This is a genomic window from Paenibacillus taichungensis, assembly GCF_003287275.1.
Classification (GTDB): domain Bacteria; phylum Bacillota; class Bacilli; order Paenibacillales; family Paenibacillaceae; genus Paenibacillus; species Paenibacillus taichungensis_A.
On the sequence record NZ_QEVW01000005.1, the window covers coordinates 764,147 to 789,618 of the forward strand.

Below are 25,472 nucleotides of genomic sequence, written 5' to 3' on the forward strand. Positions count from 1 at the left end.
TAATTAACGAAATATTTGATCAATGACTGCAATTTCCTCAGCTGTAAGTTCAACATCCAGTGTTTTCAGATTGTTGATGACCTGCTCCGGTTTCTTGGCACCAGGAATGAGCGCATCAATGGACGGCTGAGTCAGGTACCAGGCCAGAACGAGATGTGCGACCTCAGCATCCTTGGACTGTGCAATGCTGCGTAGTTGTTCCACCTTGTCCAGATTCTGAATAAAGGCTTCCCCGGTGAATAACGGGTTCTTGGCCCGGCCATCCTGGAAGGTTGTATCACGATTATATTTGCCTCCCAACAAACCTGCTGCCAGAGGGAAGTAAGGTACAAAAGAAATATTATGCTCTGCCGTATATGGCAGTAATTCCTTCTCCGCTTCTCTTTTGAACAAATTATACTCAGACTGCAGTACATCCACATCTCCATCCCGATTCGCCTCACGCAGCTGATCAATGGAGAAGTTGGAAACTCCGATAGCACGAATTTTACCTTCGTCCTTCAAACGTTTCAGCGCACCTACAGCTTCATCCTTAGGTGTATGTTCGTCCGGGAAATGAATATAGAACAAGTCGATATAATCGGTCTGAAGGCGTTGCAAAGCCTCATCTACAGAGGTTATGAGAAAAGCAGGCGAGTTATCAAAAACTACCTTGCCATCCACAAATTTATGTGCTGCTTTCGTAGCTATGATCGTATCTTGGCGCTGACCCGTCTCTTTCAGCACTTCACCAATTAACCGTTCTGAATGCTCAGGTCCATAGATGAAAGCTGTATCCAAAAAGTTAATGCCCTGTTTCAAAGCCGTACGAACGACCTCTTTGCCTGTCTCATCATTTAGCATATTCGGATAGATGTTATGCCCTCCTACTGCATTTGCCCCCAATCCAATCGGGTTAACAATCAGATCAGTTTTACCCAAACGAGTACGTTGTTCTGCCATTCTCATCCATCTCCTTTTCTGCGCGTTGGTAACTCAAATCATATTATATCAGAGGCTTAAGCATATTTAAAATATCGGGTTTATCGGATTAAGTGTTTTTCAACGCAGTAGCTTCCACATCATTGATGAATCGACGAAGTTTAGCAGCCACATCACGGTTGATTTCACCATTTTCGTATAACTGCTGTATGGTATTTCGCTGTTCCTGAATCGCCACCATTTGCAACTCCAGCTTTTCCTGATCAAATGGGTCTTCGGTTTTGCCCTGATTCCAGGTCCGCAATTTGGCAATAACCCGTTCATATCTGGAGATAACCGACAAAGCGACAATCCGGTTACTATCGTTCATATGAGCACGAATCGCCTTAATCGCTGCTTCAGAGGTACGCATCTTCACTTGACGGAACAGGTCCGCATTTTCAAGCATAAATGGCTGATCCGGCTTTTTAGAACGATTTGTAAACACATGTCCAAACACTCGTCCGATTTCACTGAGCGAGAACATCATCTGGGTATTTGTACGATTCGCAAGCATCATTTCCTTACGATCCAGCCAGCTGTTACATTTAAAGGCGGCTTCCGAAGCAATTACATTTTCATCCATCATATTCTCAATTTCCTTGCGTTCAGCTCGTGTACCGATGAGATTAATTGCTGTTTCCTGTTTCAAAATATCCTTGCGCTTACCCGCAGTAAGCTCGCCAGCCGCCTGCCTGATATATTTCGACAGATCGGAAACAACCGCAAGTGCAGCCGCTTTGTTCTCATCATTCATTTCCGACTTCACTGCACGAATGGCAGCATTCAGCATAATGCCCTGTGCTTTTCGTTCCGTCGTTTGCGGTGTTCCCTCCTCCGCTTTTTCTTCGTTCTTCGCAAGAATGGGAAGGAACACACTTGCAGCAATCAGAGTGAACAGAATCACACCTGCCGCCAGGAATATAATCAGATCCCTTTCAGGAAAAGGAGACCCGTCCTGAAGCACATAAGGAATGGAGAATGCCCCCGCCAGTGTTACAGCCCCTCTCACACCCGAAAGAGTAATAATCGTAATTTCTTTCAGCCGGGGCTTACCACTCGACAACGCCTCACCTGAATTTTCATTCCCTTTCCAGAACAGATAGATCCAGACAAAACGAAGCACCAACAACAGCACTGAAATGAGGCCCACATAGCCAAGTACTTGAAGGTTATCAAACGAGACATTCTCGAAGATAGTACTCAGCACATCCGGGATCTGTACCCCCAGAATGACAAAGACCAATCCGTTCAAAATAAATAAAATGACAGACCAGGTACTGGCAGATACCACCTGCATCTTCAGTTGCACAGACTCGGTCCGGTCACGCTCAATAGCATGAATGATGCCGCCGGCGACGACCGCAAGAATACCCGAAACACCTACCTCTTCACTTACTAGATAAATGACGAAGGGAGTTAAAATTTGCAATAACATATGAATGGTGACATCTTCCATACCCAAACGGCGAATCCAGACACCCAATCGGATCAACAGGAACGATAACAAGGCACCGATCAACAACCCGCCAATGGCGATAAGTATAAAACTAAACGACGCCTGGGCAAGGGAAAATACCCCTGTAACCGTTGCGGCAATCGCAAACTTGAATGCAACCAGACCGGATGCATCATTCATCAATGCTTCTCCCTCAAGAAGCCTATGTATGCTCTTGGGTAAATGCACCCGTCCTGCCATGGCACCTACAGCCACAGCATCTGTGGGGGACAAAATTGCCGCAAGTGCAAAAGCCGCAGGAAGCGGAATAGTTGGAATGAGCCAATGAATAGCGTATCCAGCCACAACAACCGTGACAAATACAAGGCCCAGAGCTAACAAAAGGATAGGCGCTCTTAAATTCCACAGCTCGTGCCTCGGTGTTCGCTTACCGTCGTTGTACAACAACGGAGCGATAAAGAGCACGAAAAATAATTCCGGATTCAGTGGCAGATGTACACCCGCAGGTAATAATGCAATGGCTACACCGAGAACAATCTGAATCAACGGAACGGGGATAAAGGGTACAAACCGGTTCAAAATATTCGATAAACCGATCAGTACCAGCAAAACAAGCACGGCGATAAATAGTTCCATGATGACAATCCCTTTCCGAAAAATGAAGTGGTGAAAACCATTTTGTATAGCCTTATTTTAACATAAACCAAAGTTTATTATAAAAATGTTGTCATATTCAGTACCCGTCTAAAGCGAATGGACAACAGTCCGATTGCAGATTTCTGATTGGTTCTGTTTATAAGATGTTACAATATGCTCAGGACAATACCCGTTTGGAAAGGAACTTGGTGTCTATGGCATTTGGAATTAAACGACAGGAACTGGCCGAGTGGAAAGAACGTGTATCTCGTGGCGACCTTGCCTATCTTACTCATTTCTGGATCGACAACCGTTTTCCGGGCATTACCAGTGTGACCAAAGTGGGCTGTGCAGATCTGAAACGGCTTGAGGACTGGTGTAGAGAGCATGGACTCGACCCACGTTACATCCATCGGCGTCAGCCTTTTCCCCATTTTGACCTACTCGGTAAAAAACAGAAGGAAATTCTGATCCAGGAAGGTCTGACCGATCACATTCAACGCTTCCATCTCTGATTGGAAAAATTAAAACGCCAGCCTTCAAGATTCAAGTCCCAAAGCGGGCTCAAATTCTTAAAGACTGGCGTTTTACACACCAAATATTTAGCGATGCGTTTGTTCCAACGTTTTCATTTTCTCTAACAGTTTTAACTCAATCTTCTTCAGCATGCCAAACATCTGCAGTTGTTCCTCTTCCGTAAGCGCCTGCAAAAGTTCCCACGTCATCCGACCGCGATTATTAATCAACGTTTTTGCAAGCTGCTGCCCTTCTTCCGTTAAGGACAACCATACAATTCTTCTGTCCTCTTCACTGCGCACCCGCTGGATTAGACCTTCGCTCTCCAGTTGGTTCAGCACAATCGTAGTTGCTCCCGAAGATAAACTAAGTTGTCTGGCCACATCCACAGCCATACAGCGTTCTTCACGTAAAATCATGCCCAATATATGACTTTTCGTCGGATTCAATTTGCAGTTTGTTTCATTCCTTTGCTGCTGATCCAATACTTTATTCTTATATCTGAAGAAGGCCTCCAACAATTGATCCACATTTGCCAATTGAGAGTTTCGCTCCGTATCCGGGCTCATAAACGTTCCTCCTACCTTTGATCATAACCTACCTTATATTGTAACATATTTGTACTATTTTGTTTGTGAAAAATGCGCTTGTTTCCCAAAACCCTTTACTTGTCTGTAAAGTTCATGCTTATTTTGCGGTTTCATGTGACAAGCTACCTTATAGCATGAACAGATAACCACACAAGGAGGAATCAAGCAATGAACATTTATATTGTTTTCGATAGTGAAGGCGGGCATACACGAGCGCTTGCCGAATCGATTGCTGCTGGCGCAGCCAGTGTACATGGTGCAACCGTTCATTTGCATTCCACTGAAGAAGCCGACATCTACAAGCTGGTGGAAATGGACGCCATTATCTGGGGATGCCCCGGGCATTTTGGCTCCATCAGTTCGGGTTTGAAAAAATGGATCGACAAGTTGGGCTACCTCTGGGCAGAGGGCAAACTTGTAGACAAAGTCGGCGCAGTGTTCTGTACCATCGCCACCGAACATGGTGGACTGGAATCAACGTTGATTCATTTGCTGACACCGATGCTTCATCAGGGCATGATTATTACCGGGCTACCTGGGAACTTTGCAGATAATGCATTATATGGCTCCTATTACGGTGTTGGGGTGACTTGCCCGGTGGACAGTGATGATCTGCTCAGCGAACAAGGCATAGCACTGGGTAAAGCTCTGGGAGAACGTGTGGCTCGCATAACCAACCGATTGATCACATAGTAATCAGAGTATTTTTTATAAAAGAATTTGCTGTTCTTATCAGGCCTGCGCTCATAAACTGAAAAAGCAATACCGCAGGCTTGAATCCCCCTTACTGTATAAAAATAGAATGATTCTATTGCAATATTGGAATGAATTTGTTTATAATAACGTATATCTTTGAAGTTACTTTTAGTTACTTAATGATTTTTATAAATCTGTTATTATAAAGTAATACGATTTTCATCCATTATATTGCAAGGGAATTTTACACATGAATCAAAATACGAATTTAAAAACTGACGTTTGTATTGTGGGAGCTGGCCCTGGAGGGGCTCTACTCTCATTCCTGCTGAGACAGCAGGGAATATCCACCATTCTGATCGAGCGCCAGCCGCACCTGCTTAAGTCGTTTCGTGGCGAAGTGCTCAATGCAGATGGTGAACATGTATTGAACAAGCATGGGTTATACGCTGCTGTCACCCAGCGTGGCGTGCTGCCCCTGGAGCAAATTCAATATTGGGAGAATGGTCAGATCATCCACACCATTTTCCCTGGAGAGCAAGAATCCCATGTAGGCATTCACGTGCCGCAGGATCATATGCTGGAAGTCATCGTGTCACAATCACAGCACCAGGGAAACGAACAAGTTCTTTATAATACGGTTATGACTGGGTTGTTACGAAATAAGGCTGACCACACGGTTGGCATCAACATTCGGCAAGAAGGACGACCTGCTTCCATTGAAGCAGCGGTTATTGTTGGTGCAGATGGCAGATATTCAGCTGTACGCAGACACGCTGGTCTGACCCCGGATATCCGCAAACATGGATACGACCTGTTATGGGCTCGCATTCCTGCTCCAGCAGGCTGGGAACCTGCTGTTCGGATGGCCAGTATGGATGGGCAGCAGTTGGCGTTATTCTCACAATTCGGAGGTTACGTACAGATCGGATGGAACATTCCGCAAGGGTCCTTCTCTAAGCTGCGTGAACAGCCTTTTGCTCCCTTTGTACAGAAACTCGTGGCGGCCTTTCCCTGTCTCGCTGATTCGGTAGCTGAACATATCCAAACCTGGAGTGATTTTGTTTTGTTATCCGTAGAGAGCAGTTTTGCCGATTCGTGGGCGAAGGACAACATAGTCTTGCTTGGGGATGCCGCTCACACGATGACTCCAACGGGCGCTTTTGGATTGAATGCAGCATTGGAAGATGCGGACGTGCTCGCAGAGCTGCTCATTGATATGGCCGCCGATCAATTCAGCTCTACAGAACAGCTGCAAGAGCTGCAAGCCAGACGTGGAGAAAAAGTGAAGCAGCAGTTGGCTAAGCAACTGGAGATGGAGTCTTCGTTCCAGCAGCGATACGAATCTTATCAATAATGATGTGTGCTATTCACATACAGCGTTAATCAACAAAACAGCCGATGACTCCCTGTTAGGGAAGCATCGGCTGTTTTGTTCTTCTTTTATGGAGTTAACCTTAATGTCTCTAATTTGGGGCCGTAAACATTCATGAACTATAAATAAATGAATAGATAAGTTCTGATTTATTTCATGTTGTCTTTCACAAGTGCTGCAAATGCTTCCGAACCTTCCTTCGTCAGATGTACGCCATCCTTTTCGAAATATTCGTCATGTCCCTCACTTGCAGTGTGCCAGTCAATGAGAGATACATTGCTATAATCGGAAGCCGCTTCGTTCAATGCTTTATTCACGGTTCGTTCCCATGGACGAGGAACTCGCACGGTAACCAGATACACATGTTCTTCATCTTTCAAATAATCCAGCACAGAATTTAGACTTTTGGAATTGAAGGAACCATTGGTTCCAAGCTCCAGTACGACCTGACTGCCCATTTGATTATTTCTCTTCAGGCCATCCAATACATCGGCAGCCTCCCACATCTGACGGCCGATATGACCGTCCACGTGCACACCAGTAATGGTTTGTTCAAGATAAGGCTTGGCGTCCAAAATAACCGAATCTCCAATGATCGTATAATGAACTTTTCCGTCTTTGGCTGGAGGGGCTGTTTCCACTTCCTCTTTGGAGGAATCTGACGTATTAACCGGATCCTCCGGTTGTCCGTTACCGTCGTCTTCTGGATTTCCCGGATTTTCGTTGCTGCCTTTGGGTTTACCAACAGCGTGGTTCGAGTCGCCGGGGGTTGAGCCTTTCTGCTCACCTGAGTTTGGCTCCTCAGATTGGGGAGCCTTATCTGGCTTCGTCGTTTGCTGTTCTCCATTACCTGGTGGATTTTCGTTCGCTGCTGGTTTGTCGTTTTTCTGTGGCTCAGGTTGGTTGTCCGCCCCAGAAGTGCTCACTGTTGCTGGAAGAACATCCTGCCCTTTTTCCTCCGTTACGGAATGATCTCCATTCAGCGTAGCCGACATCGATACCGAATGGGAATCAGAATTCGCTGCTGAAGTAATCATCATCTGTGACACTGTAAAGCACATTAACAGAATGCTCATCAGCAATCCAGCGCGCTTCCACCATACGTTGCGAATACCTGTTGTATTGCGCCCTCTTCCCCATAACCGGGACCAGGAATCGCGAAATCCGTTGTAACGTATTGGATTTTCAATATATTTAAGTGACAAGGAGGCCAGTGCAACCGTTGCTGCAACCTGCAAAACCATTCGCACAGGATGTGCTCCACCCGTGTCTACCGTTGGACTCGTTAGAATAATGACAGGATAGTGCCACAAATATAAACCATAGGACCTTTCACCAATCCAGCGCAATGGCTTAGCGCCAATGAGCCTTGCCAGGAAGGATGATGGATGAGCCAATACAGCTACGAGCAGTGTCGTCGCTATGGCCTGAAGTACCATTCCTCCTCGATACAATGAAGGGTCGTACTCACTGCTATTCAGCATCATGTAGATCAACCAAGCAAGCGCAGCTAAGCCTAACACGTCCAGGACAAGGCGATTGATGCGGGCAAGGGATGACGATAGTTTGCGACTCGGCCATACCACGGCCAGTGCAGCACCAGCCAGTAGAGCAAATGCTCTTGTGTCTGTTCCATAATAAACACGGCTCGGGTCTAGATCCGGATTATACATGATGGCCATTGCACCAGCAGACAATTCAGCTGCCACGACAATAAAGACGACCAGCCATCCCTTTCTTTTGAACAAGACGATTGCTGCGACCAGTAGAAGGGGCCATACAATGTAAAACTGTTCTTCCACAGCCAGCGACCAGAAATGTCCAAAGGGTGATGGAGGGCCGAAACTTTCGAAATAGGAAACGTTATGAAAGATATACCACCAATTGCTTATGTATAATACTCCCGAGACAATGTCACCACGCAACGCAGCGAGTCGAGCTGGATCTGTGCAGAGCAACCAAATCATCACCACCGCTGTCATCGTGATCATGCCAGGTAACAAGCGCCTTACTCTTCGCACCCAGAAATCACCGAGCGATATCCGGCCATGCTCCTGCCATTGTGTCAAAAGAATGTCTGTAATCAAATACCCTGATAGAACAAAGAAAATGCCTACACCGAGCAAACCGCCCGGAATAAAACCTAAATTCAGATGATACCCTATAACTGCAAGCACAGCGATGGCTCGCAAACCATCCAGTCCGTTCATATGTCGCTTGCTTTTCAACGATTGTGACATGCGAGCCCCTCCTTGACAATGTGAGTCGACATCATGCATGTCTGGGGCGTTCGAGAACTCCTTGTGGTTCTGGTTGTCATTAACATACGTATTGCACCTTCCATCATTCATTTACAACATAAAGAAGACGAGTTACTTAACCATGATGTTTTATGATTACGATTTCTTTATATCTTTGTTGTTATCTCCCGTTTAGCATTATACGCCCGAAAGATTATTCACAAATTACAGCAATAGTTACAATCCAATGAAACGATGTAACCTTTCCTGCCAAGCATATATAGCTGTAAAATCATACTCTAATTTTATTGTTAAATACAGCATTTTTCATGGAATGGCTAATATTACCTTGCCTTTTATTTCATATATGAGCAGATCCCTCTGAGGGTCTGTGGAGTGTTCGCGCCAATAGGAAAAGGCTGCCGACTTGCTCAGCAGCCAATAACCATTATAAACCTATCTCTTGCCGGATTGAAAGTTTTGCTCATAATTGCATCTTGGTGCCTAGGACCCTAGAGGTAAAACGGATGAACCTTCTCTTCCGCACTCCCATTGAGAATCCGATAAGAGGATCGTCCTATGTACATTGGAATCTGCAATTTGTCCAGATTAACCATTCCATTGTCCAGGAAGTATTCCGTGTCTAGATACCGCTGTAACACTTCACCTGCAATCCATTCATGATCCCCATACGTTGTGATATCGATAATCTTGCACTCGTAAGCAAAATAAGCTTCGGTCAGAATTGGTACATTCACTTTGATTCCTTCTTCGTATGTAATCCCGAATTTCGAGAATTTGTCTGTGTCTCTTCCACTGAAGGTTCCCGCAGCCTGAATCCACTCCGAATGATGACCCGGAAGAAAGTGTACCCCGAATACTCCACTCTGCTCAATCAATTCATAAGAGTACGTTTCCTTCCTCAGCGATATCCCGTAAATTCCGGGAGACGATCCAATATAGGTATGCCAACCTGAAGCCATCACATTCTGAATGTCCTTATGACGGGATGTCACTACCGCCACCATGCCTGGATACGAATAAAACATAGGTTCATCTATCGGTTTCCGCATCTGATCACCTCTTCGTTTTCAATAGGACCTAAAGCTGTAATAGGCCGTTTTCTCATCCATAATTATACAATATAAGTAAAGGATGAAAAAGAATTACTTCCTTCAGCACTAATCACTTTTTGAACATACGAAAATATTAGCGAAAACGGGGCCACTGCTGAATTTCCCCAATTATTTTTCACTTGATATTCGAAGATAGGTGTATTAAATTAAAAAATACATTTTTACTTTACAACAGTAAGATGAATCAACTGAGATGAAAGGGATGTGAAATGGAAGTTTATCTAAAATATTTCTTGATTGGTCTTGCCATTGCCATGCCAGTCGGAGCAATTACTGTAGAAATGACAAAGCAAGGTTTGAAAAATGGGTTTATCCACGGATGGGCAGTTGGGCTCGGTGGGATGACGATTGATGTTACGCTTATACTCGCCATGTACTTTGGCTTCGCTTCTGTACTGGCCTTGCCGTATGTGCAGATCCCGCTTTGGCTGGTAGGTGCAGGATTTCTGGCCTATCTGGGCTACGATTCCATTAAGAATGCGGATAAAGATATTACTCCCGCAGACGAAAAGACACAGAAATCATTCTTTAGTACATATCGCAATGGGTTACTTGTCGCCGTATCTCCAGGGAATCTGATTTTTTGGGTTTCCGTATTCGGTGCAGTGTTATCTGATTCCTATAGCTCAGCACATTCAGCCAGCTTTGCTATCGCAGCATGCGGCGTAATGAGTGGTATTCTAATTCACGATTTGGGGCTTTTGTCGGTGGTGTCGGTTACTAGAAGAGTAATGAGTCGCTCCATGATTCGCTGGGTTTCCGTCATAGCCGGAATACTGCTATTTGGATTTTCCCTATACTTCCTCTATGAGTTCATCATGGGGATCATCAGTTACGTTTAGAAGAGAGAGGCTTGTTATGAGAAAGAAGGAGTCCACTAATGGCGGACTCCTTCTTGATTTTTAGATTATCTCTAATGCTAAATCCCGTTAGTGATCATCCTGTTGCACTATCTTCGACCTCTACCTTTGACTCGTCAAATATACTGCTTTCTTCTTCCAATCTTTCTGCAATTTCAATAATTTTGTCCATGACATTCTTCTCTTGGCTCTCTACCCTTTCACTCGCAATCTGAGCTAGCTTCTCATGTTGTCCCACACAAATGGAACGACTCGCATACTCAAACATGGGAATATCATTCGCATCATTTCCAAAAGCAATGAAATCATGGGAAAAGACCCCAAGTGCTTGCAGTCCTGTCCATTTATTCACGCCCTCAGGACTAATATCGATGATATTCTCTGTTCCATGCATGTAGGTCACCACAGGAAGGTTCCGTAACGCCTCAAGCATCTCCTGGTGATTACGGCTGCTTAGGACGACCACCTTCACAATCTGGGTTAATTCCTCCAGCAATATGTTCTTCGCTCTGCACTCGGGGTCCAGATTGGTTCGAATAGGATGCTCCGGGTTGCCTGAATAACAGTAATCCCATTGACAATCAATGAGATACTCTGCTTCATGCTGCTTCAATAACGTCAGTATATGGTCCGCAATGGATGCTTCCAAATAAACTGTGGAAACCTCAAGCCCACTGCGATACACAAACCCTCCATTACCCCCTACCATCGGGAAATGCTGCATATGGACGGGCAGAATAGGCAATAAATCACGGATTGGTCGTGCAGATGCAAAAATAAGTTCATGACCTTTCTCCATGAGAAAGTCCAATGTCTGTACCATTTCACTGGTTAACGGTTTCCCATGAAAACAGATCGTTCCATCCAGATCAAACACAAATTTCATCATCATTCCCCCTCGTTTTTCTAATCATATCAAGTTCATATATAATGAAAAGGACCGATGTCCATTTGAGGTGAAAAAAAATGAAAATGTACAGGGAATATGAAAAAATACAATCTTACATGTCCCTTTTTAATTTGGAACAAATCTTTGCCGACGCTGCTTTGCTTCCCATTCAGCTTCGGGAATATGATTCAGATGAATATGTTCTTTCCGAAGGCAATGAGTTGGATGGTCTTTACTTTCAAGTGGAAGGTCTGACCAGAGTCTCCTCAAGTGTCGAGACTGGTAAGTCTCTTTTGCTGCGTTTCTGCCACCCCTTGTCTATCTTTGGTGATATTGAATTGATTCAGAAAGTGGTTGTACAGTCACAGGTGCAGGCTGTGCAGCCCTCCAAATTCCTGTTTTTAGACATAGAATTCGTTGAACGAAAATTAATGCAGGATTATCGTTTTTTGAATGAAATGCTCAAACATCTGTCCTATAAACTGCAGACATGTACAGCGGCATCCCGAATCAACTCACTATCCTCCGTTGAAGAACGGTTCGCTATCTATTTGATGTCCACTCGTCTGCCCAAAGAGTTTGGCAAGGAAATAAGCACGCCTCACATTCCGGAAATAGCATCCGTAATCGGTACAACACCCCGACACTTAAATCGCCTCATTCAGAAACTGTCCGATCTGGAAATCCTGTGCAAAAAAAGAAAAGGTTTTGTTGTGCTCGATTGGGAGCGGGTGGATGAACTATCAAATGGATTGCGTTATGACTAGCTTTCATAGTAATCTTGATTAAACACAACTGAGAAATGGGGAATAGCAGTGATCGAAAAAGCAACGTTTGCCGGGGGATGTTTCTGGTGTATGGTAAGTCCTTTTGAAGAGCAACCCGGCATTCACGGAATTATATCCGGATACATGGGTGGAACCGTAGAAAACCCTACATATGAGCAAGTATTGACCGGGGAAACAGGACATTTGGAAGTTGTGCAAATCTCGTTTGATCCAGCCATTTTCCCGTATGAGAAATTGCTTGAGCTTTACTGGCCACAGATCGATCCGACAGATGCAACAGGTCAGGGTAATGATCGTAAGAGCCAATATCGGGCTGCCATTCTGTATCACAATGAAGAACAACGCCAATTGGCCCTGAAATCACGAGAGGAACTCGGCAAAACAGGCCGATTCGATAAACCTGTTGTTACTGCCATTGAGGAAGCCTCCGTATTTTATCCGGCAGAAGAATATCATCAAAATTTCCACCGCAAAGATCCAAAATATTATAAAGAATCCCGGATTTATTCCGGACGCGATGAAATTATTAAGAAATATTGGAGTTAATCTCTTTAAATCGTAAAGTGGCCACATGGGCCGCTTTTTTGTTGCATCCATTTTACAGTACACCGATTAAGGTCTTCAACTCCTCGATGCTGTCAATAACCCGATGCGCCTGAGCTAATTCATCGGCTTGAGCAAAGTCAAAATTACACCCAATGGACATTAAATCATTATCCTTCGCCGCCTTAATGTCAGACAATCGATCCCCAATGACCATTCCACGAGTGATCTTATATTTCTCCACGATGTAGCGTACGAGATCAGACTTATTTTGTGATGCAATCTGCTGTATGCTGAATGTTTCCGTTACCCAATCATCCAAATGATAATAGGTTACGATGGCATTCAAATATTCGACTTGTCCATTACTCGCTATGTATATCGGTATACTCTTCTCTTTGCAGTATTGAAAGAACCCTTCTACGTACGGGTACAGGGCACCATGGCCTGCCTCGATATTCGCAATCAACTTCTCATGAAACCATTCATTTGCTTGTTGTCTAATCTGGTCCGAGTATCCGGGCAATAAATTCTTCCAGACGACGGGCAGAGGAACTCCCATAATTTCACGGTACTTTTCTATTGGCGTATCCTGCTCCCACAATCCCTTTGATCTCAGATGATTAAAAGTATTATGCAGAGAAGTTTCCAATATTCGATCTGTTTGAAATAACGTGCCATCCATATCAAAAATCAATGAAATCATAAACAGATTCGCCCTCCTTTATTTCCAAAATATATAGTGAGATACTATGGTCACTTTACATAGGTAAAGCACTATCCCTCAACATACGTGAATACCTGTCATTTGACAACCCTTCCAGATTTCTCGACTGGAACCACCTCTTATTCCAAGGTCGGTTATGAACTGCCTCTCATTCGTCCATACTATTACCTACGAATAAACCGTCATCACGAATGGCAGGGGAGGAAGCACCATGAACCGGAGAAACCCGCATCAAATTAATCAACCTGCATCAGAACTGCCCGTTCCGCTTGAATTCGATCGCAGCTGGATCAACCAACTGGAGTCCAGACTCGACAAAGGCGGCCCTTGGGGCGATTACAGACTCTTTCAACTTGGCATTCAAGCCGAAGAGACGAATCTGATTCCCAACTTTGATGAAATCCAGTGTCTGAAGCATTTACAGGGACTCACCCCTCTTCCACACCAGATGGATACTGCACGCAGAGTACTGTTTGAAATGTCAGGCCGTGCCATTCTCGCCGATGAGGTTGGACTTGGCAAAACGATTGAAGCTGGCCTGATTTTGAAAGAATATATGGTCCGTGGGCTCGTATCCAAAGTGCTCATTCTCGTGCCTGCGTCCCTTGTACTGCAATGGGTGCGGGAGCTGAATTCCAAATTTGGCATCCCTGCGGTTGCTCAGAAAAAGGCGTATTCCTGGCAAAACGAAATCGTGGTTGCCTCGATGGATACAGCCAAGCGTGACCCGCACAAAGATTTGCTGCTGAATACGGATTACGACATGATTATTATCGACGAGGCTCATAAGCTCAAAAATAAAAAAACAACCAACTATCAATTCATGCTGAAATTGCGAAAAAAATACTGCCTGCTGCTTACGGCTACACCGGTGCAGAACGACATGAGCGAGCTGTTCAACCTCATTAACCTGCTCAAGCCGGGACAGCTTGGCCGTCAGGGAGATTTTGCAGCCAACTTTGTCGTCGACAAACGCATTCCGAAAAATCAGGAACAGCTCAAGGATGAGTTGTCCAAAGTCATGATCCGTAACCGCCGCGGTGAAGGACCTGTTCAATTTACCAAACGGAACGTGTCCAATGTGAATTTGCAGCTTTCGCCTGAAGAACAAGCCCTTTACGATGGGGTGACTTCCTTTGTGAAGGATCAATACCAGGAAGCGGGCGGCAATCTGAGCAGCATGCTTTCCCTGGTAACGTTGCAGCGAGAAGTATGCAGCAGCCGGGATGCTGTGTTTGTGACGCTGGTCAATCTGTCGAAGAAGCTTCCACTGGACTCCCCACTGCGGGATAAGATTTGGGAGCTCGTTGCCCATATTAAAGCGATCAAGGAAAATACCAAAGCGGAGAAAACGATGGAACTTGTTCGTAACATGAATGAGAAGGTTATTATTTTCACCGAATACCGTGCCACGCAGGAGTACTTGCTCAATTATTTTCGTAACAACGGCCTGACCGCAGTTCCCTACCGGGGCGGCATGAACCGGGGTAAAAAAGACTGGATGATGGACCTCTTCCGTGGCCGCGTACAGGCCATGATTGCAACCGAGGCGGGCGGTGAGGGTATCAACCTGCAATTTTGCCATCACATGATCAACTTCGACCTGCCTTGGAATCCCATGCGTGTTGAGCAGCGGATCGGCCGCGTACACCGATTGGGACAGCAGAATGATGTGAACATTTACAACCTTTCCACGACAGGCACAATCGAGGAGCATATTCTGAATCTGCTTCATGAGAAGATCAATATGTTCGAGATGGTCATTGGTGGATTGGATGTCATTCTGGAGCGGTTGGAGAAGAAGGAATCGATTGAAAAAAGTTTGTACAAAATCATGCTTGAATCACAAAACGAAGAGGATATCCGCCGTAAAATGGACTCGCTTGGACAATCGCTGAACTCCATTCAGCGCGAAGTCGCAGATGAGGCACCCGCCGTATCCGGGCTTGACATTCGTAAAGGAGGCCTCTGATCATGACCATGTCACCCCATGAAGTGCAGGCGTATGTGCTCACTTACCTGGAAACACTCGATTGTCAGATTATGGAGCGTTCCCCTGCCCATGTTACGGTAAAGCTTTCACCTGAAGCCGACAAGGCGTTAACCAACCGTCCATATTATTGGGGATTTGTGGAGCGAACAGGAGCACCTGCGGAGACGATGTCCTTTACATTCGTCTTCGATCCGGATGCCTATCAGCAAGCGTTGGAGGCTGAAGAAGCAAAAGCTGCACAGTTAGCTCCCCCAGCCTCACCAGGTGCTGGTTCTGGTACGCCCGAAGCTCCCAAAGAGACTATTCTAGGTCGGTACTTCGGCATTGTCCCTTCTCTGCCTCAGCTGGGACCCGGACGAATTTTGAAAGAAGATGTTGTATATGGCAGCCGCAGGTTGCAGCAAATCTTCAATGCAGCGCGTGAAGGCGGCGCATTCGTGAACCTGTTCGAACAGGCTGCAAAAAGGCAATTGCGCGCTACCGCACCAGCAGTATACGAGCCATGGCTTGGTGTGTGTTTTAAAGTGGAATTCGCCTGTGATCTAAAAAAAGAGGAACTTCATTTTATCGGCATCTCCCTCAGAACAGGGGAAATTGTGGAGAAGTTCGGCTCGAAACTGAACAGACGTGACCTTAGTCCAAGGCTGGCTGAGAATATGCATGTACAGACCGCCAAAGTATCGTTATCGGATGCCGGGGCAGCTCTGGAATCCCATTTGACCAACCGCTTGCTGGAACTCGACTATAGCTGGGCTGAGAAAGCCAAAGAACGGCTTGACCTGGAGCTTGCTGTTGTGGATACGTACTATGAAGCAGTTCTTAGAGAGGACACCCCTGAGGTAGACGTAGATACAATCTCTGTCTCCAGCACAAGCAGTAGTTCAAAGGATCAGCATCATGCAGGGACTGGACCATCTGCTCAAATTCAGACTTCCCACTCCGGCCCTTCCCGTATCCTGAATACACGTCTGCATCCCTTTGAACCAAATAGTGTGACAACCGGATCAGATGTCGAACTCGCGGCTGAAGCTCCTGTTCAGGCAGAACCAGAACCAGAAACGGACACGGAACAGGATAAAGCCCGCCAAGCGGTCATGGACCGGGAAGCCATGAAGCTGCAATACGAGACACGCCGTACCGAGATGATCTGGCAATATGAGCCCAAAGTGAAGGTTACCGCGATAAGTAGCGGCATGTTTCATTTAAGATAGACGACGAAGACACTACTTTTCCCGCAAATGACGGCAAAAGTAGTGTTTATTCATGACTGGCAGTCCGACAGGTTGCAGCAACCTTTGCATAACCTGTCCTCTAGAATGGAACTAGAAACGATGACGCAGCGAAAATGGAATCCGTTTTGTCAGGATATGTACCCCAGAAAAGTAGGTGTTAGCATGAAACGACCCTTCCTCAAGGGATGGAACGTGATTAGCCGCCGTATAACCGGAATTGTAATTTGCCTTCTATGTTTAATCACCCTGCTCCCCTTATTGCAAGCTGAAGGTGCTGGAATTCAAAATGCATTTAGGTCCGTACTACCCACTACAATGGCCACAAGTTCGGCGGAACTTCATTCCGACACATTGGCTCCTGATGCAGTACAAAAATTTGCTCGCGAGCAAGCCATCATTCTAAGTACGGAACATGAAGGGAACCATTGGGATCATGCTCAATTGGACTTTTATCCCCTCGGTCCAGGCACACGCAGCTGGTTGGTATACGCTAATGTTGGAGAGTCACCCGTTGGTTATATGATCATTTCAGCTAATGATCAAGGACAATTTCAGCTGAGCGAGTATGGTCAGGGAGAACAACGACCATACAACTTTTCCTTGTTGGATCAAGCTCTCAATCGACAGCAACTGGACTTGAAAGAGGTAATTACTAACGGAGGAGGACTTCAATTGCGTTATGCGCCTCCCCTGCTCACTTATTGGAAAGTGGAAAGGCCTAACCATGATACAATCTATATAGACGCAACCAACGGGGATGCTCTACCAACGAGTGTTCTGAGTGCACTGGATAGGGACTCACAGCAGGCTACGAATCGAATGAAGTCCATAAGGTCAATATCTGTACAAGCTGTCGTGATAACGCCCGAAGATTCACCACAAGTCTCCTCGTTGTCCGTTGACTCCATGGATCTGCAACCTCTGTTCGATCCCGCGGACAATCTGTTATGGATCACGTCAAAAGCACTTTCGATCAGCGGTGTAAAGACATTGAATCAGCATTGGAAAGAGCATAAAAAGATCATTTTCTCTGCAGATCAGCAAAATGTCTTATATGGCGGGCCTTTGCCTGTCAGTGGTTATCAAATCTGGCGTGACGACCGTGGAACAGTTCAAAAACAATATGTAGCTATAGGCGGGAATACTTCGGTAAGGCGATTTGTACCTCTTCAGACCTTGCTGCGCGATGGGCACTTCTATGCCGTGAAACCGTGAACGATCCTCACAACAAATAAGACGCCTTCCTCTGGTTTTTGACAGGAATGCGTCTTTTTCTTTGGAAGAAACTAACTACTACGTTGGTGCTTGATTTACCCTTTACCTGAAGAGCTTCTTTTCTGCATTTCCCTCTGCGAATTCATCGCTTTTTCCTTTTTTCCAACCCATAGAGATACGGCAAAAGGAATCATTCCAAACCACTTCATTGTCCACGGCTCTTTGGCTTTGGTGCGTCCTTTACGCTCATCCTTCGGAGTATCGATATAATGAACGACTCGCTCTGTAATGTATTTCACCAATTCATCACTTTTGGCCATAAACTCTGCCTCCCTTAGCTCCGGCAAAGCCGGGGCTTATGTTATCTCTATTGTGTGCAGAAGGGATCATCAATAAACATTTTTTTTGCTGCAATGAGTATGAAAAACAGAAGAATGCACAGTCTAATGCCAAAGGTATCCATTCACTCACTTTATGGCATAAGATGCCTATTTCAAGAAGGAGCGTGTATTCTCATGTATAAGCTGCTGGCCGCATCGATGGCACTGCTAATCAGCATCAGTTCCATTCCCCTGACCTCCCATGCCAGCGCGGCGACATTCGCCCTGACCGACCTGTCTTCATTGCATTCACAGCAATCACCCATAAGCCCATCCATGCTGCCAGTAACCGATGGAGATGCCTATCACTCCACTCATCATGCGTTTGCAGCTCCTGTCATCCTTCTGGACGTTGGTCATGGCGGCATTGACGGTGGAACAACAGACCATGGGGTACTGGAAAAAGACATCAATCTAGCCATTAGCCAAAAGGTGTATCTCCTGCTTCGCAGCAAGGGTTATGCAGTCATCATCAACCGACTCGGCGATTATGCGCTGAGTGACGAGAATCGCTGGTTAAACAGTCGCTCACGCCATCGTAGAGATTTGGCTCAGCGCAAAAGCCTTAGTGAAGAGGTCAGCACTGACATCGTGGTCAGTATCCATGCCAATTGGAGTCCAAGATCATCCGCGCGAGGACCGGTCGTTTTACATCAGAACGAAGGACGAAGCTACATGCTCGCAAGTTCCATTCAGAATCAGCTTAATCAATTGTACAAGACGGATCGTGATGTTGTATGGGGCAAGCCCTTTTACCTGTTAAATCACGTGAAGCAACCCGCTGTAATTGTTGAAACCGGATTTCTGAGCAATGCACACGATCGCGCAATGATCAGCGACCCCGGCGAACAGAAACGAATTGCACAGTCCATTGCTAATGGCATTATTTATTATCTGTCGGCAGTTTAGGCTCAGCTTGCCAATGCCACACATCTCGAACCAGATCGCTAATACCGACGAACTCAATCTGACCTTTGAGTCGAGATACGGATTCATGAACGACAGCAGAGGTATTTAATCCGGTATGACCAACGTGACCGATCACTACACACACATCTTTGTCAAGAGCACGTTGGGCTGCCAAATCCATTTGCTTGCGTATTTGTTGTTTGGAATTGTGGTCATCCAGAAAAATATCGTTGCCCACTGGTGGCATGTTTTTGGTGATGGCCAATTCCCCTACCACAGAGCGAAAATTGGTTCGACTATCCACAAAAAACAACCCACGTTCTCGACATACATCCAATACAATGGACATGATGCGTTTATCAGACGTAATCTTGGAACCCATGTGGTTGTTCATGCCGACAGCATAAGGAACTTCATCAATGGCTTTCTCGACTCGATCACGCACTTCTTCATCCGTCAGGTTGGATGTGATTGCACCTGGGCCGAGCCATTCCGGTCTGCCCTTTTTGGGCTCCATTGGCATGTGAACAATCACATCCATTCCTTTTTCATGTGCGGCAATCGCATCTTTCTTCGTCGTTTGCAAGAATGGCATCACGGCCAGTGTGAGTTTAACCGGGGTCGCCAAAATTTCAGAAGTTCCCTTCATGTCATTCCCCGCATCATCAATGATGATCGCCATTCGTTTAGGATGCGATTTGTCTGTCGGAGTTTGTGATAACTGACCTGAAGTTGAACCAGGTACTTGTACTGATGTCTGCTCCATTAAAATTTGCTTTGGCGTCTGCCCTGAAGGTATCTGTGGTTCTGCACTGCTGGCAGAGAGGCCTACACCGTGAACCATGCATATCGTACTTGTGAGTACCACTGTCATTTTAAATTTCCAGGTGAAGGACCACCCTTTTCGTCCGGCCTTATTCATCCATCGTTCCCTCCTTTGTTCTGTCCCATCATTATTTGAACAATGAAGGGGGAATATGTAGACAAAAAAAGCCTGTTCATTCCAATGGATCGCTTGAGGCCCTAGTGTTGGACTGACTTAAGCGATACTGGCGCGGAGCCTGACCTGTCCGTTGCTGAAAGAGGCGGGAGAAGTAATGAACCGAGCTAAAGTGATATTTCTCTGCAATTTGAGTGATACTTAATGTGGTGTGAAGCAAATCGTACTTCGCCCGCCCAATACGAAAGTAATTCATATACTTATTGGGAGAGTATCCGGTAGACTTCCTGAACAGCTCAAAAAAATGCCCTCGGCTCATATTGAGGTTTTTGTAATAGCTATCCAATGGCTTGGGCGCTCCATGAAGTAAGTCCTGCTCCATAATTTTAAGCATATGAGATATCCGGCGGTCAGGGATTACATAGTCACTTCCCATACAGCAGTTCAGAAAATAATCGAGAAACGTCTGGAAATTACGCTGAATCATCAAGCTCCACATAAAAGTCTGTTCATTGGTGTACGACCCGCTTTTATAAAAATCCTCGAAAAGATCCTGCCAAATCTGCAGAGATTCCACCTTTGATATTTCTTTAAGCGCATAGGGAAAGGTCGGACCCACAAAAGCTTGCTGTAACACCTTTGGCGGATAACAGACCGGACAGGCCGTATCAAATACATCTTTTCGCTCCACATAATGCCAATCAAAATAACAACACAGGTGAACCATAGGGTTATCCGAATCAGCCACCCATTCATGTAGTTGCCCTGCTGGAATATAGATCAGCGAACCGGGACCAAGCCTGCTGCTTTTTCCATTGGTACTTAATAGCCCATACCCTTCGCTGATCAAGTAAATAGAGCTGGTATAACAAATTCGCGGAGAACTCGACTGTCCCTTCGCAAAAGGGTATCGGGTCGCCAAATATACATAGGGATGCAAGGAAGCAAAATTCATTGGAAGTTTCCTTTCAAGTCAAGTTTGACTCGATGTTAACCTTTCATCTCCCTAACCGAAAGGTACAATTGGCGACTAAAGGTACATATCAGCAGAGCACCAATTGATCTGACGATCGTGCAAATCATGGACGTCTTGCTAAATACAGCAAACTGCTGTTCAGATACAGTAATAACTGTACATCGCAATGACTTCATGAGGAGGACGACTTGTGCAGAAGAATGATAAGCAGCCGAAGAGAAGATACGAGATAAACAAGAACAGAGGCTATGAACGAGCCAAGCAGCATCCCATTTCCTTCAACGGTCCTGCGCCGGATTTTTTTGAAGGCGCACTAATGGGCAACGGAGGACTGGGTATTGTCGTAACAGCCCGCCCTGACGCTGTGATGCTCCATTTTGGACACAACAATGTATGGGATATTCGTCTCGCCGAAGAACACCGTGAAGAGCTCATGACTTTCCAAGAAGTATATGAAAGATTTGCTGCACTGCCAGCAGATTTGCCGCAATTGACGGATCATCCGTGGTACAAACAGTATTGTGAGATAGCCGGGCAAAATTACAGTAAAGCTTATCCCAAGCCCATGCCCTGCGGGTCACTGCTGCTGCGGTATGATCGGCGAAAGGCCGAAGTCATCGGCCATACCATGGATATTGCCAATGGCCTTTGCACGATTGATTTCCTGATCAATGGCGAACCTGCTGTATTCGAACTCTTTGTAGAAGGCGAGCACGACCGGGTCTGGATGAAGGTAAGTGATCCGGCGACGGGTACTCTGATTCATTTATTCGAGGAGATCAAGCTGATTCCCGATCCCGAAACACCGCCTGCATTTCCCCAAGCAGCAGTCGTAACCAGCGAAATTACGGGTAGACAGTCATTTACGCAAATTTTGCCGCATGTTGAGCATCCCGCTGTGCCCTATATTACACATAAAAAAGATAGAGCTTTCCGGCTCGCTGTTCGCTCGTCTGGATTAACTGCAATGAAAGAACATTCTTCGCTTAAACAGACGCCAGCAGTCAACAGCTCTCCTCTGGGAGAACCTGAACTTGGCTTTTTGGCCTGTGCAGAGCTGTGGGAAGGCCTTTATAGCGAACTGAATAATGAGGCTCACCCGCCAGAACTATCTTTCTTTAGTCAAGCTAAAGAAGAATCCAATGCAATGTGGCGTGATTATTGGAGCCGCTCCTCCGTCGCTCTGCAAGATGAATTTCTGGAGCGTATCTGGTACCACAATCTGTACTTTTTTAATTGTGCCGTGAAAGAGGGCGTTACCTGTCCAGGTCTATTCGCCAACTGGAGCTATCGTACCATCGGTGCTGACTGGCATGGGGACTACCACATGAATTACAACACGCAGCAGCCATTCTGGCTCGCATTCTCCAGCAACCATCTCGACAAACATCTTCCCTACGTGGATATGGTTGATCATGTACTTCCTGTCAGCCGAGCGTGGGCACGTGATTATTACGGATTGAGCGGTGCTTACTTCCCCCACTCAGCCTATCCTGTTGAAATGTCCATGATGCCATATCCTGTCCCGCATTGGGGATGGGAAATCTGTGAAACGCCATGGACCGTACAAAGTCTATGGTGGCACTATCTGTATTCCATGGACGAGACGTTCCTTCGTAATCGTGCATTTCAACCCATCAAGGAAGCCGTGCTGTTCATGGTCCATTACATGAATCGTCCCGAATCACAGGGTGAACGCTGGGGAGATGGTAATTATCACATTTTTCCGACGGTGGTGCCGGAGCTATATGAGATTTCACCCGGCTTTGCCAAAAACAAAGACTGTCTGATTGACCTCACACTAACGCGATTTCTGTTCAATGCGTTCACCCAGGCTTGCGATGTCCTTGAAAGGACGGAATCCGAGCAGGATCTGCTAGAGAAAGTAAAAGAGATTTTGAGCCATTTCCCTTCTTATCCCACAGCCGAATCTCGCAACGGTCCAGTCTTTGTGTCGGTGGAGGGTGAAGATCCTGATGTGGTATATAACGTCCCCATTCCTATTACGACCGTATTTCCAGGTGAAGATCACGGGCTTCATTCGTCAGAGGAGGAATACCAGACCGCAGTGAACTCCTACCTTAATCACCGCAACGAAGGCGGGAATGAACTGGTATTCTATCATCTTGCCGGAGCCCGGCTTGGCGTGTTGGATTTGGAACGCTTCAAGCGTCAAATCCAGTATTGTCTGCTACCAAACGGTACTTGCACAGATCGGGTCCTGATGAGCGGTGGTCGCTATGCTGACACGGAGAACTTCGATTTCATGTCCCGGATGGGTATCTGGTTTGAAAATTTCTCCCTGCCTGCCGTTATCAATGAATGCCTTCTTCAAAGTTATAATGGAAACCTGCGTTTCTTTCCCAACTGGCCGAAAGGACAAAAAGCAGAGTTCCACACCCTACGTGCAGTGGGTGGCTTCCTTGTCAGTGCGGCTTTCGCGGATGGGGAGACAGATTGGATCGAGATTGAGAGCCAAGCTGGTACTTCCCTAACCTTCTATATCCCTTGGGCAGAAGGAGCATTATGTACCGTTTCTTCTGGCGAGCAATATATGCTGCCTGGTCAGGTTGGCAAGATCTCTACAGTAGCAGGGGATTTCATCTCCATTGTTAAAGCAACGGTTTAGCTCATCTTTTAGAATGTCTCCACAAATAAGAAGCGTCCCGGATTATCCCGGGACGCTTCTTATTACCAAATTTACACTTCAATTACTTGGAAGACCACAGTTCCATACGCTGAGCATATTTCTCGTTAATGATATCTTCCACTTTCTCATCGCCAGCCTTCTTCATATCCTCCAGCATCTTGTCAAATACGGAGTTGGCTTCAGCTTCACTTGGAGCAATAATGGCTCTCGTAATGCTCTGATCCATAATATCCTTCACCTTCTGGGCCGTCAGTGCTTGAGGTGTTCCCCCATCCGGATTCAAGTTATCATACTGTGCTGTATCCCATACGGAATCCCCAAGACTCTTGAGGGCCAATTCATCCACTTCACTACGTTGGAATTTAACAGCCATGTCATATGGCTGTCCATTTGGATCCAGACCATTTTTGACAAACCATAACCATTTACGAACGCCACTTTTCTTCACCGTATCATCCCAATTATCCTTGAAACTCTGCAGGAATGCAGGGTCTGGTTGTCGCTTGCCATCCACCATGGTGTATTGCTCGCCTTCCTTGCCCCACAACAGCAAATGCTGTCCTTCATCACTCGCCAGATAATTAAACAGCTTAACGGTCTCTTCTGGGTGCTTGTTATTTTTGGTAATAGCAATCGCATCCCATCCAAGCGAGCTTCTTGGGCCAAATGTAGTTTGGGCCGGATCTACACCTGGAGCAACAACCTTATATGCGAACAACTGATTCTTTTCCCCGCCATCCTTCTTCAGGGCCGCATTGCCGTTACCTGGGTCCCAATATGCTCCTGGGGTAGCGAATACCGCGCCAGTTGTCAGCTTTTGAATCCATGTCTGCGTTTTGCTAATGGCAAATTCCTTCTCAATCAGACCTTCTCTATATAAACGATTCATATATAAGAGCATTTCACGATATTTGGGGTCCTTTACATCATATTGCAGACGTCCGTTGTTGTCATAATACGTTTTTAAACCCCACATGCCTTTGAATGTTCCCAGATTCGCGCCCATGTTTTCACCGTTCATCGTCATGGGAATGGACTCTTTGCCATCAATCGTATTATATTTTTCTTTGAAATTTTTCAGGAGTGCTTCAAACTCGTCCGTTGTGAGTGGCTGTGAACCATCAGCTTTATCTGGAAGGAACTCTTCCAACAAGTTTTGTCTCATCAGCATACCGAAGACCGGATCACTGTCGAGTCCATACCAGTTTGCCAGATAGTAGTTTTTGCCGTCTGTATAACGTGTTTTGGTCAAGGTTTCGCCATACATTTCTTTCAGATCAGAACCATACTTTTCAATTAACTCATCCAGTGGAATGAATGCGCCGCTTGAAATATATTTATCGAGGGAAGCATCTCCCCGGCTCATGACCACCACATCCGGATAGTCACCACTGGCAAGCATCAGGCTCAGTTTTTCCGTTGGATTACCCGTTGGCTGTTGTATGGAAATCTCTATGCCTGTCTTTTTGGTAATTTCCTGGGCAACCGCATCGGTAAAAGGTTCTCCTTTGGTATTACCATCAAACCAGGTCAGCGTAATCGGCCCTTGTTCCGCATCTTTACCCGCTGTATTGTTCTCCCCATCATTGGAAGAGCAGCCCGCAAGCAAACCAACGACTAATGCAGCCGTAATCCCCATGGTCATCCATTTTTTTGTCTTTGTCATTGACACCCTAATTCCTCCCTATGAATAAATTCCTGTAGTGATTGATTGAGCATTTCCAAAACGATCTTTGCCCACCCCCTCTCAGGAGAGGCCACC

Annotated in this window: 22 protein-coding genes; 11 read left to right on the forward strand and 11 right to left on the reverse strand. The window is 45.9% G+C overall.

Annotated features, from left to right (window positions below):
• Positions 1 to 3: 3 nt before the first annotated feature.
• Both DC345_RS08630 and DC345_RS08635 read right to left on the reverse strand, forming a co-directional pair.
• Positions 4 to 942: an aldo/keto reductase gene (locus DC345_RS08630; protein ID WP_113052728.1), complete on the reverse strand. Its 939-nt coding sequence runs from the start codon at positions 940 to 942 to the stop codon at positions 4 to 6.
• An 88-nt stretch (positions 943 to 1,030) separates the two neighbouring features.
• Positions 1,031 to 3,055 (reverse strand): Na+/H+ antiporter, encoded by a 2,025-nt coding sequence (locus DC345_RS08635; protein WP_113052729.1) that lies wholly within the window; start codon positions 3,053 to 3,055, stop codon positions 1,031 to 1,033.
• A gap of 215 nt (positions 3,056 to 3,270) precedes the next feature.
• Here DC345_RS08635 and DC345_RS08640 point away from each other — a divergent pair, with 215 nt between their 5' ends.
• Entirely contained in the window at positions 3,271 to 3,570 is a 300-nt protein-coding gene (locus tag DC345_RS08640) for a hypothetical protein (RefSeq protein WP_113052730.1), read from the forward strand.
• An 87-nt stretch (positions 3,571 to 3,657) separates the two neighbouring features.
• On the opposite strand, the gene DC345_RS08645 is transcribed toward DC345_RS08640, so the two are convergent.
• Entirely contained in the window at positions 3,658 to 4,140 is a 483-nt protein-coding gene (locus DC345_RS08645; RefSeq protein WP_113052731.1) for a MarR family winged helix-turn-helix transcriptional regulator, read from the reverse strand.
• A gap of 189 nt (positions 4,141 to 4,329) precedes the next feature.
• Between DC345_RS08645 and DC345_RS08650 the strand changes: the two genes are divergently transcribed.
• Both DC345_RS08650 and DC345_RS08655 read left to right on the forward strand, forming a co-directional pair.
• Positions 4,330 to 4,854 (forward strand): NAD(P)H-dependent oxidoreductase, encoded by a 525-nt coding sequence (locus tag DC345_RS08650; RefSeq protein WP_053783691.1) that lies wholly within the window; start codon positions 4,330 to 4,332, stop codon positions 4,852 to 4,854.
• A 253-nt stretch (positions 4,855 to 5,107) separates the two neighbouring features.
• Complete coding sequence (locus DC345_RS08655) at positions 5,108 to 6,214, forward strand: FAD-dependent monooxygenase (RefSeq protein WP_113052732.1); 1,107 nt, start codon at positions 5,108 to 5,110, stop codon at positions 6,212 to 6,214.
• A gap of 167 nt (positions 6,215 to 6,381) precedes the next feature.
• On the opposite strand, the gene DC345_RS08660 is transcribed toward DC345_RS08655, so the two are convergent.
• Both DC345_RS08660 and DC345_RS08665 read right to left on the reverse strand, forming a co-directional pair.
• Positions 6,382 to 8,472, reverse strand: a complete 2,091-nt coding sequence (locus DC345_RS08660; RefSeq protein ID WP_113052733.1) for an acyltransferase family protein — start codon at positions 8,470 to 8,472, stop codon at positions 6,382 to 6,384.
• Between the two features lie 512 nt (positions 8,473 to 8,984).
• Entirely contained in the window at positions 8,985 to 9,545 is a 561-nt protein-coding gene (locus DC345_RS08665) for a flavin reductase family protein (RefSeq protein WP_113052734.1), read from the reverse strand.
• Positions 9,546 to 9,817: 272 nt separating this feature from the next.
• Between DC345_RS08665 and DC345_RS08670 the strand changes: the two genes are divergently transcribed.
• Positions 9,818 to 10,450 (forward strand): LysE family translocator, encoded by a 633-nt coding sequence (locus DC345_RS08670; RefSeq protein ID WP_113052735.1) that lies wholly within the window; start codon positions 9,818 to 9,820, stop codon positions 10,448 to 10,450.
• A gap of 94 nt (positions 10,451 to 10,544) precedes the next feature.
• Here DC345_RS08670 and DC345_RS08675 read toward each other — a convergent pair whose 3' ends face one another.
• Positions 10,545 to 11,354: an HAD hydrolase family protein gene (locus tag DC345_RS08675; RefSeq protein WP_113052736.1), complete on the reverse strand. Its 810-nt coding sequence runs from the start codon at positions 11,352 to 11,354 to the stop codon at positions 10,545 to 10,547.
• A gap of 119 nt (positions 11,355 to 11,473) precedes the next feature.
• On the opposite strand from DC345_RS08675, the gene DC345_RS08680 reads away from it, so the two are divergent.
• Both DC345_RS08680 and msrA read left to right on the forward strand, forming a co-directional pair.
• Positions 11,474 to 12,124, forward strand: coding sequence for a Crp/Fnr family transcriptional regulator (locus DC345_RS08680; protein ID WP_258530588.1), 651 nt, complete (start codon positions 11,474 to 11,476; stop codon positions 12,122 to 12,124).
• A 51-nt stretch (positions 12,125 to 12,175) separates the two neighbouring features.
• On the forward strand, positions 12,176 to 12,691 hold the full coding sequence (msrA, locus tag DC345_RS08685; RefSeq protein ID WP_024629294.1) for a peptide-methionine (S)-S-oxide reductase MsrA: 516 nt from the start codon (positions 12,176 to 12,178) through the stop codon (positions 12,689 to 12,691).
• Positions 12,692 to 12,743: 52 nt separating this feature from the next.
• On the opposite strand, the gene DC345_RS08690 is transcribed toward msrA, so the two are convergent.
• A complete protein-coding gene (locus tag DC345_RS08690) occupies positions 12,744 to 13,394 on the reverse strand; it encodes an HAD-IA family hydrolase (protein ID WP_113052738.1) in 651 nt (216 codons plus the stop codon).
• A 232-nt stretch (positions 13,395 to 13,626) separates the two neighbouring features.
• On the opposite strand from DC345_RS08690, the gene DC345_RS08695 reads away from it, so the two are divergent.
• The 3 genes from DC345_RS08695 to DC345_RS08705 all read left to right on the forward strand — a co-directional run bounded on the left by DC345_RS08695 (position 13,627) and on the right by DC345_RS08705 (position 17,855).
• Positions 13,627 to 15,387 carry a DEAD/DEAH box helicase gene (locus tag DC345_RS08695; RefSeq protein ID WP_113052739.1) on the forward strand — a complete coding sequence of 587 codons (1,761 nt, stop codon included), beginning with the start codon at positions 13,627 to 13,629 and terminating at the stop codon, positions 15,385 to 15,387.
• A 2-nt stretch (positions 15,388 to 15,389) separates the two neighbouring features.
• Positions 15,390 to 16,619: a YqhG family protein gene (locus DC345_RS08700; protein WP_113052740.1), complete on the forward strand. Its 1,230-nt coding sequence runs from the start codon at positions 15,390 to 15,392 to the stop codon at positions 16,617 to 16,619.
• Positions 16,620 to 16,955: 336 nt separating this feature from the next.
• Positions 16,956 to 17,855 carry a hypothetical protein gene (locus DC345_RS08705; RefSeq protein ID WP_146752118.1) on the forward strand — a complete coding sequence of 300 codons (900 nt, stop codon included), beginning with the start codon at positions 16,956 to 16,958 and terminating at the stop codon, positions 17,853 to 17,855.
• Positions 17,856 to 17,950: 95 nt separating this feature from the next.
• On the opposite strand, the gene DC345_RS08710 is transcribed toward DC345_RS08705, so the two are convergent.
• Entirely contained in the window at positions 17,951 to 18,175 is a 225-nt protein-coding gene (locus tag DC345_RS08710) for a YqzE family protein (RefSeq protein WP_113052742.1), read from the reverse strand.
• A 195-nt stretch (positions 18,176 to 18,370) separates the two neighbouring features.
• Here DC345_RS08710 and DC345_RS08715 point away from each other — a divergent pair, with 195 nt between their 5' ends.
• Complete coding sequence (locus tag DC345_RS08715) at positions 18,371 to 19,144, forward strand: N-acetylmuramoyl-L-alanine amidase family protein (protein WP_113052743.1); 774 nt, start codon at positions 18,371 to 18,373, stop codon at positions 19,142 to 19,144.
• Here DC345_RS08715 and DC345_RS08720 read toward each other — a convergent pair.
• Both DC345_RS08720 and DC345_RS08725 read right to left on the reverse strand, forming a co-directional pair.
• Positions 19,119 to 20,066 (reverse strand): divergent polysaccharide deacetylase family protein, encoded by a 948-nt coding sequence (locus DC345_RS08720; RefSeq protein WP_258530589.1) that lies wholly within the window; start codon positions 20,064 to 20,066, stop codon positions 19,119 to 19,121. The two genes, DC345_RS08715 and DC345_RS08720, sit on opposite strands and share 26 nt — an antisense overlap.
• A gap of 76 nt (positions 20,067 to 20,142) precedes the next feature.
• Entirely contained in the window at positions 20,143 to 21,039 is an 897-nt protein-coding gene (locus DC345_RS08725; protein ID WP_113052744.1) for an AraC family transcriptional regulator, read from the reverse strand.
• Between the two features lie 211 nt (positions 21,040 to 21,250).
• Here DC345_RS08725 and DC345_RS08730 point away from each other — a divergent pair, with 211 nt between their 5' ends.
• Positions 21,251 to 23,689, forward strand: a complete 2,439-nt coding sequence (locus tag DC345_RS08730; protein WP_113052745.1) for a glycosyl hydrolase family 95 catalytic domain-containing protein — start codon at positions 21,251 to 21,253, stop codon at positions 23,687 to 23,689.
• An 82-nt stretch (positions 23,690 to 23,771) separates the two neighbouring features.
• On the opposite strand, the gene DC345_RS08735 is transcribed toward DC345_RS08730, so the two are convergent.
• Positions 23,772 to 25,376, reverse strand: coding sequence for an extracellular solute-binding protein (locus DC345_RS08735; protein ID WP_113052746.1), 1,605 nt, complete (start codon positions 25,374 to 25,376; stop codon positions 23,772 to 23,774).
• Positions 25,377 to 25,472 lie beyond the last annotated feature (96 nt).

Coding starts and splice junctions, on each gene's coding strand:
- DC345_RS08630 (WP_113052728.1), bottom strand. CDS start 942: ATGGCAGAACAACGTACTCGTTTGGGTAAAACTGATCTGATTGTTAAC.
- DC345_RS08640 (WP_113052730.1), top strand. CDS start 3,271: ATGGCATTTGGAATTAAACGACAGGAACTGGCCGAGTGGAAAGAACGT.
- DC345_RS08695 (WP_113052739.1), top strand. CDS start 13,627: ATGAACCGGAGAAACCCGCATCAAATTAATCAACCTGCATCAGAACTG.
- DC345_RS08710 (WP_113052742.1), bottom strand. CDS start 18,175: ATGGCCAAAAGTGATGAATTGGTGAAATACATTACAGAGCGAGTCGTT.
- DC345_RS08675 (WP_113052736.1), bottom strand. CDS start 11,354: ATGAAATTTGTGTTTGATCTGGATGGAACGATCTGTTTTCATGGGAAA.
- DC345_RS08715 (WP_113052743.1), top strand. CDS start 18,371: ATGTATAAGCTGCTGGCCGCATCGATGGCACTGCTAATCAGCATCAGT.
- DC345_RS08680 (WP_258530588.1), top strand. CDS start 11,474: ATGTCCCTTTTTAATTTGGAACAAATCTTTGCCGACGCTGCTTTGCTT.
- DC345_RS08670 (WP_113052735.1), top strand. CDS start 9,818: ATGGAAGTTTATCTAAAATATTTCTTGATTGGTCTTGCCATTGCCATG.
- DC345_RS08705 (WP_146752118.1), top strand. CDS start 16,956: ATGGCCACAAGTTCGGCGGAACTTCATTCCGACACATTGGCTCCTGAT.
- DC345_RS08690 (WP_113052738.1), bottom strand. CDS start 13,394: ATGATTTCATTGATTTTTGATATGGATGGCACGTTATTTCAAACAGAT.
- DC345_RS08635 (WP_113052729.1), bottom strand. CDS start 3,055: ATGGAACTATTTATCGCCGTGCTTGTTTTGCTGGTACTGATCGGTTTA.
- DC345_RS08655 (WP_113052732.1), top strand. CDS start 5,108: ATGAATCAAAATACGAATTTAAAAACTGACGTTTGTATTGTGGGAGCT.
- DC345_RS08735 (WP_113052746.1), bottom strand. CDS start 25,376: ATGACAAAGACAAAAAAATGGATGACCATGGGGATTACGGCTGCATTA.
- DC345_RS08650 (WP_053783691.1), top strand. CDS start 4,330: ATGAACATTTATATTGTTTTCGATAGTGAAGGCGGGCATACACGAGCG.
- DC345_RS08645 (WP_113052731.1), bottom strand. CDS start 4,140: ATGAGCCCGGATACGGAGCGAAACTCTCAATTGGCAAATGTGGATCAA.
- DC345_RS08725 (WP_113052744.1), bottom strand. CDS start 21,039: ATGAATTTTGCTTCCTTGCATCCCTATGTATATTTGGCGACCCGATAC.
- DC345_RS08720 (WP_258530589.1), bottom strand. CDS start 20,066: ATGAATAAGGCCGGACGAAAAGGGTGGTCCTTCACCTGGAAATTTAAA.
- DC345_RS08665 (WP_113052734.1), bottom strand. CDS start 9,545: ATGCGGAAACCGATAGATGAACCTATGTTTTATTCGTATCCAGGCATG.
- DC345_RS08700 (WP_113052740.1), top strand. CDS start 15,390: ATGACCATGTCACCCCATGAAGTGCAGGCGTATGTGCTCACTTACCTG.
- DC345_RS08660 (WP_113052733.1), bottom strand. CDS start 8,472: ATGTCACAATCGTTGAAAAGCAAGCGACATATGAACGGACTGGATGGT.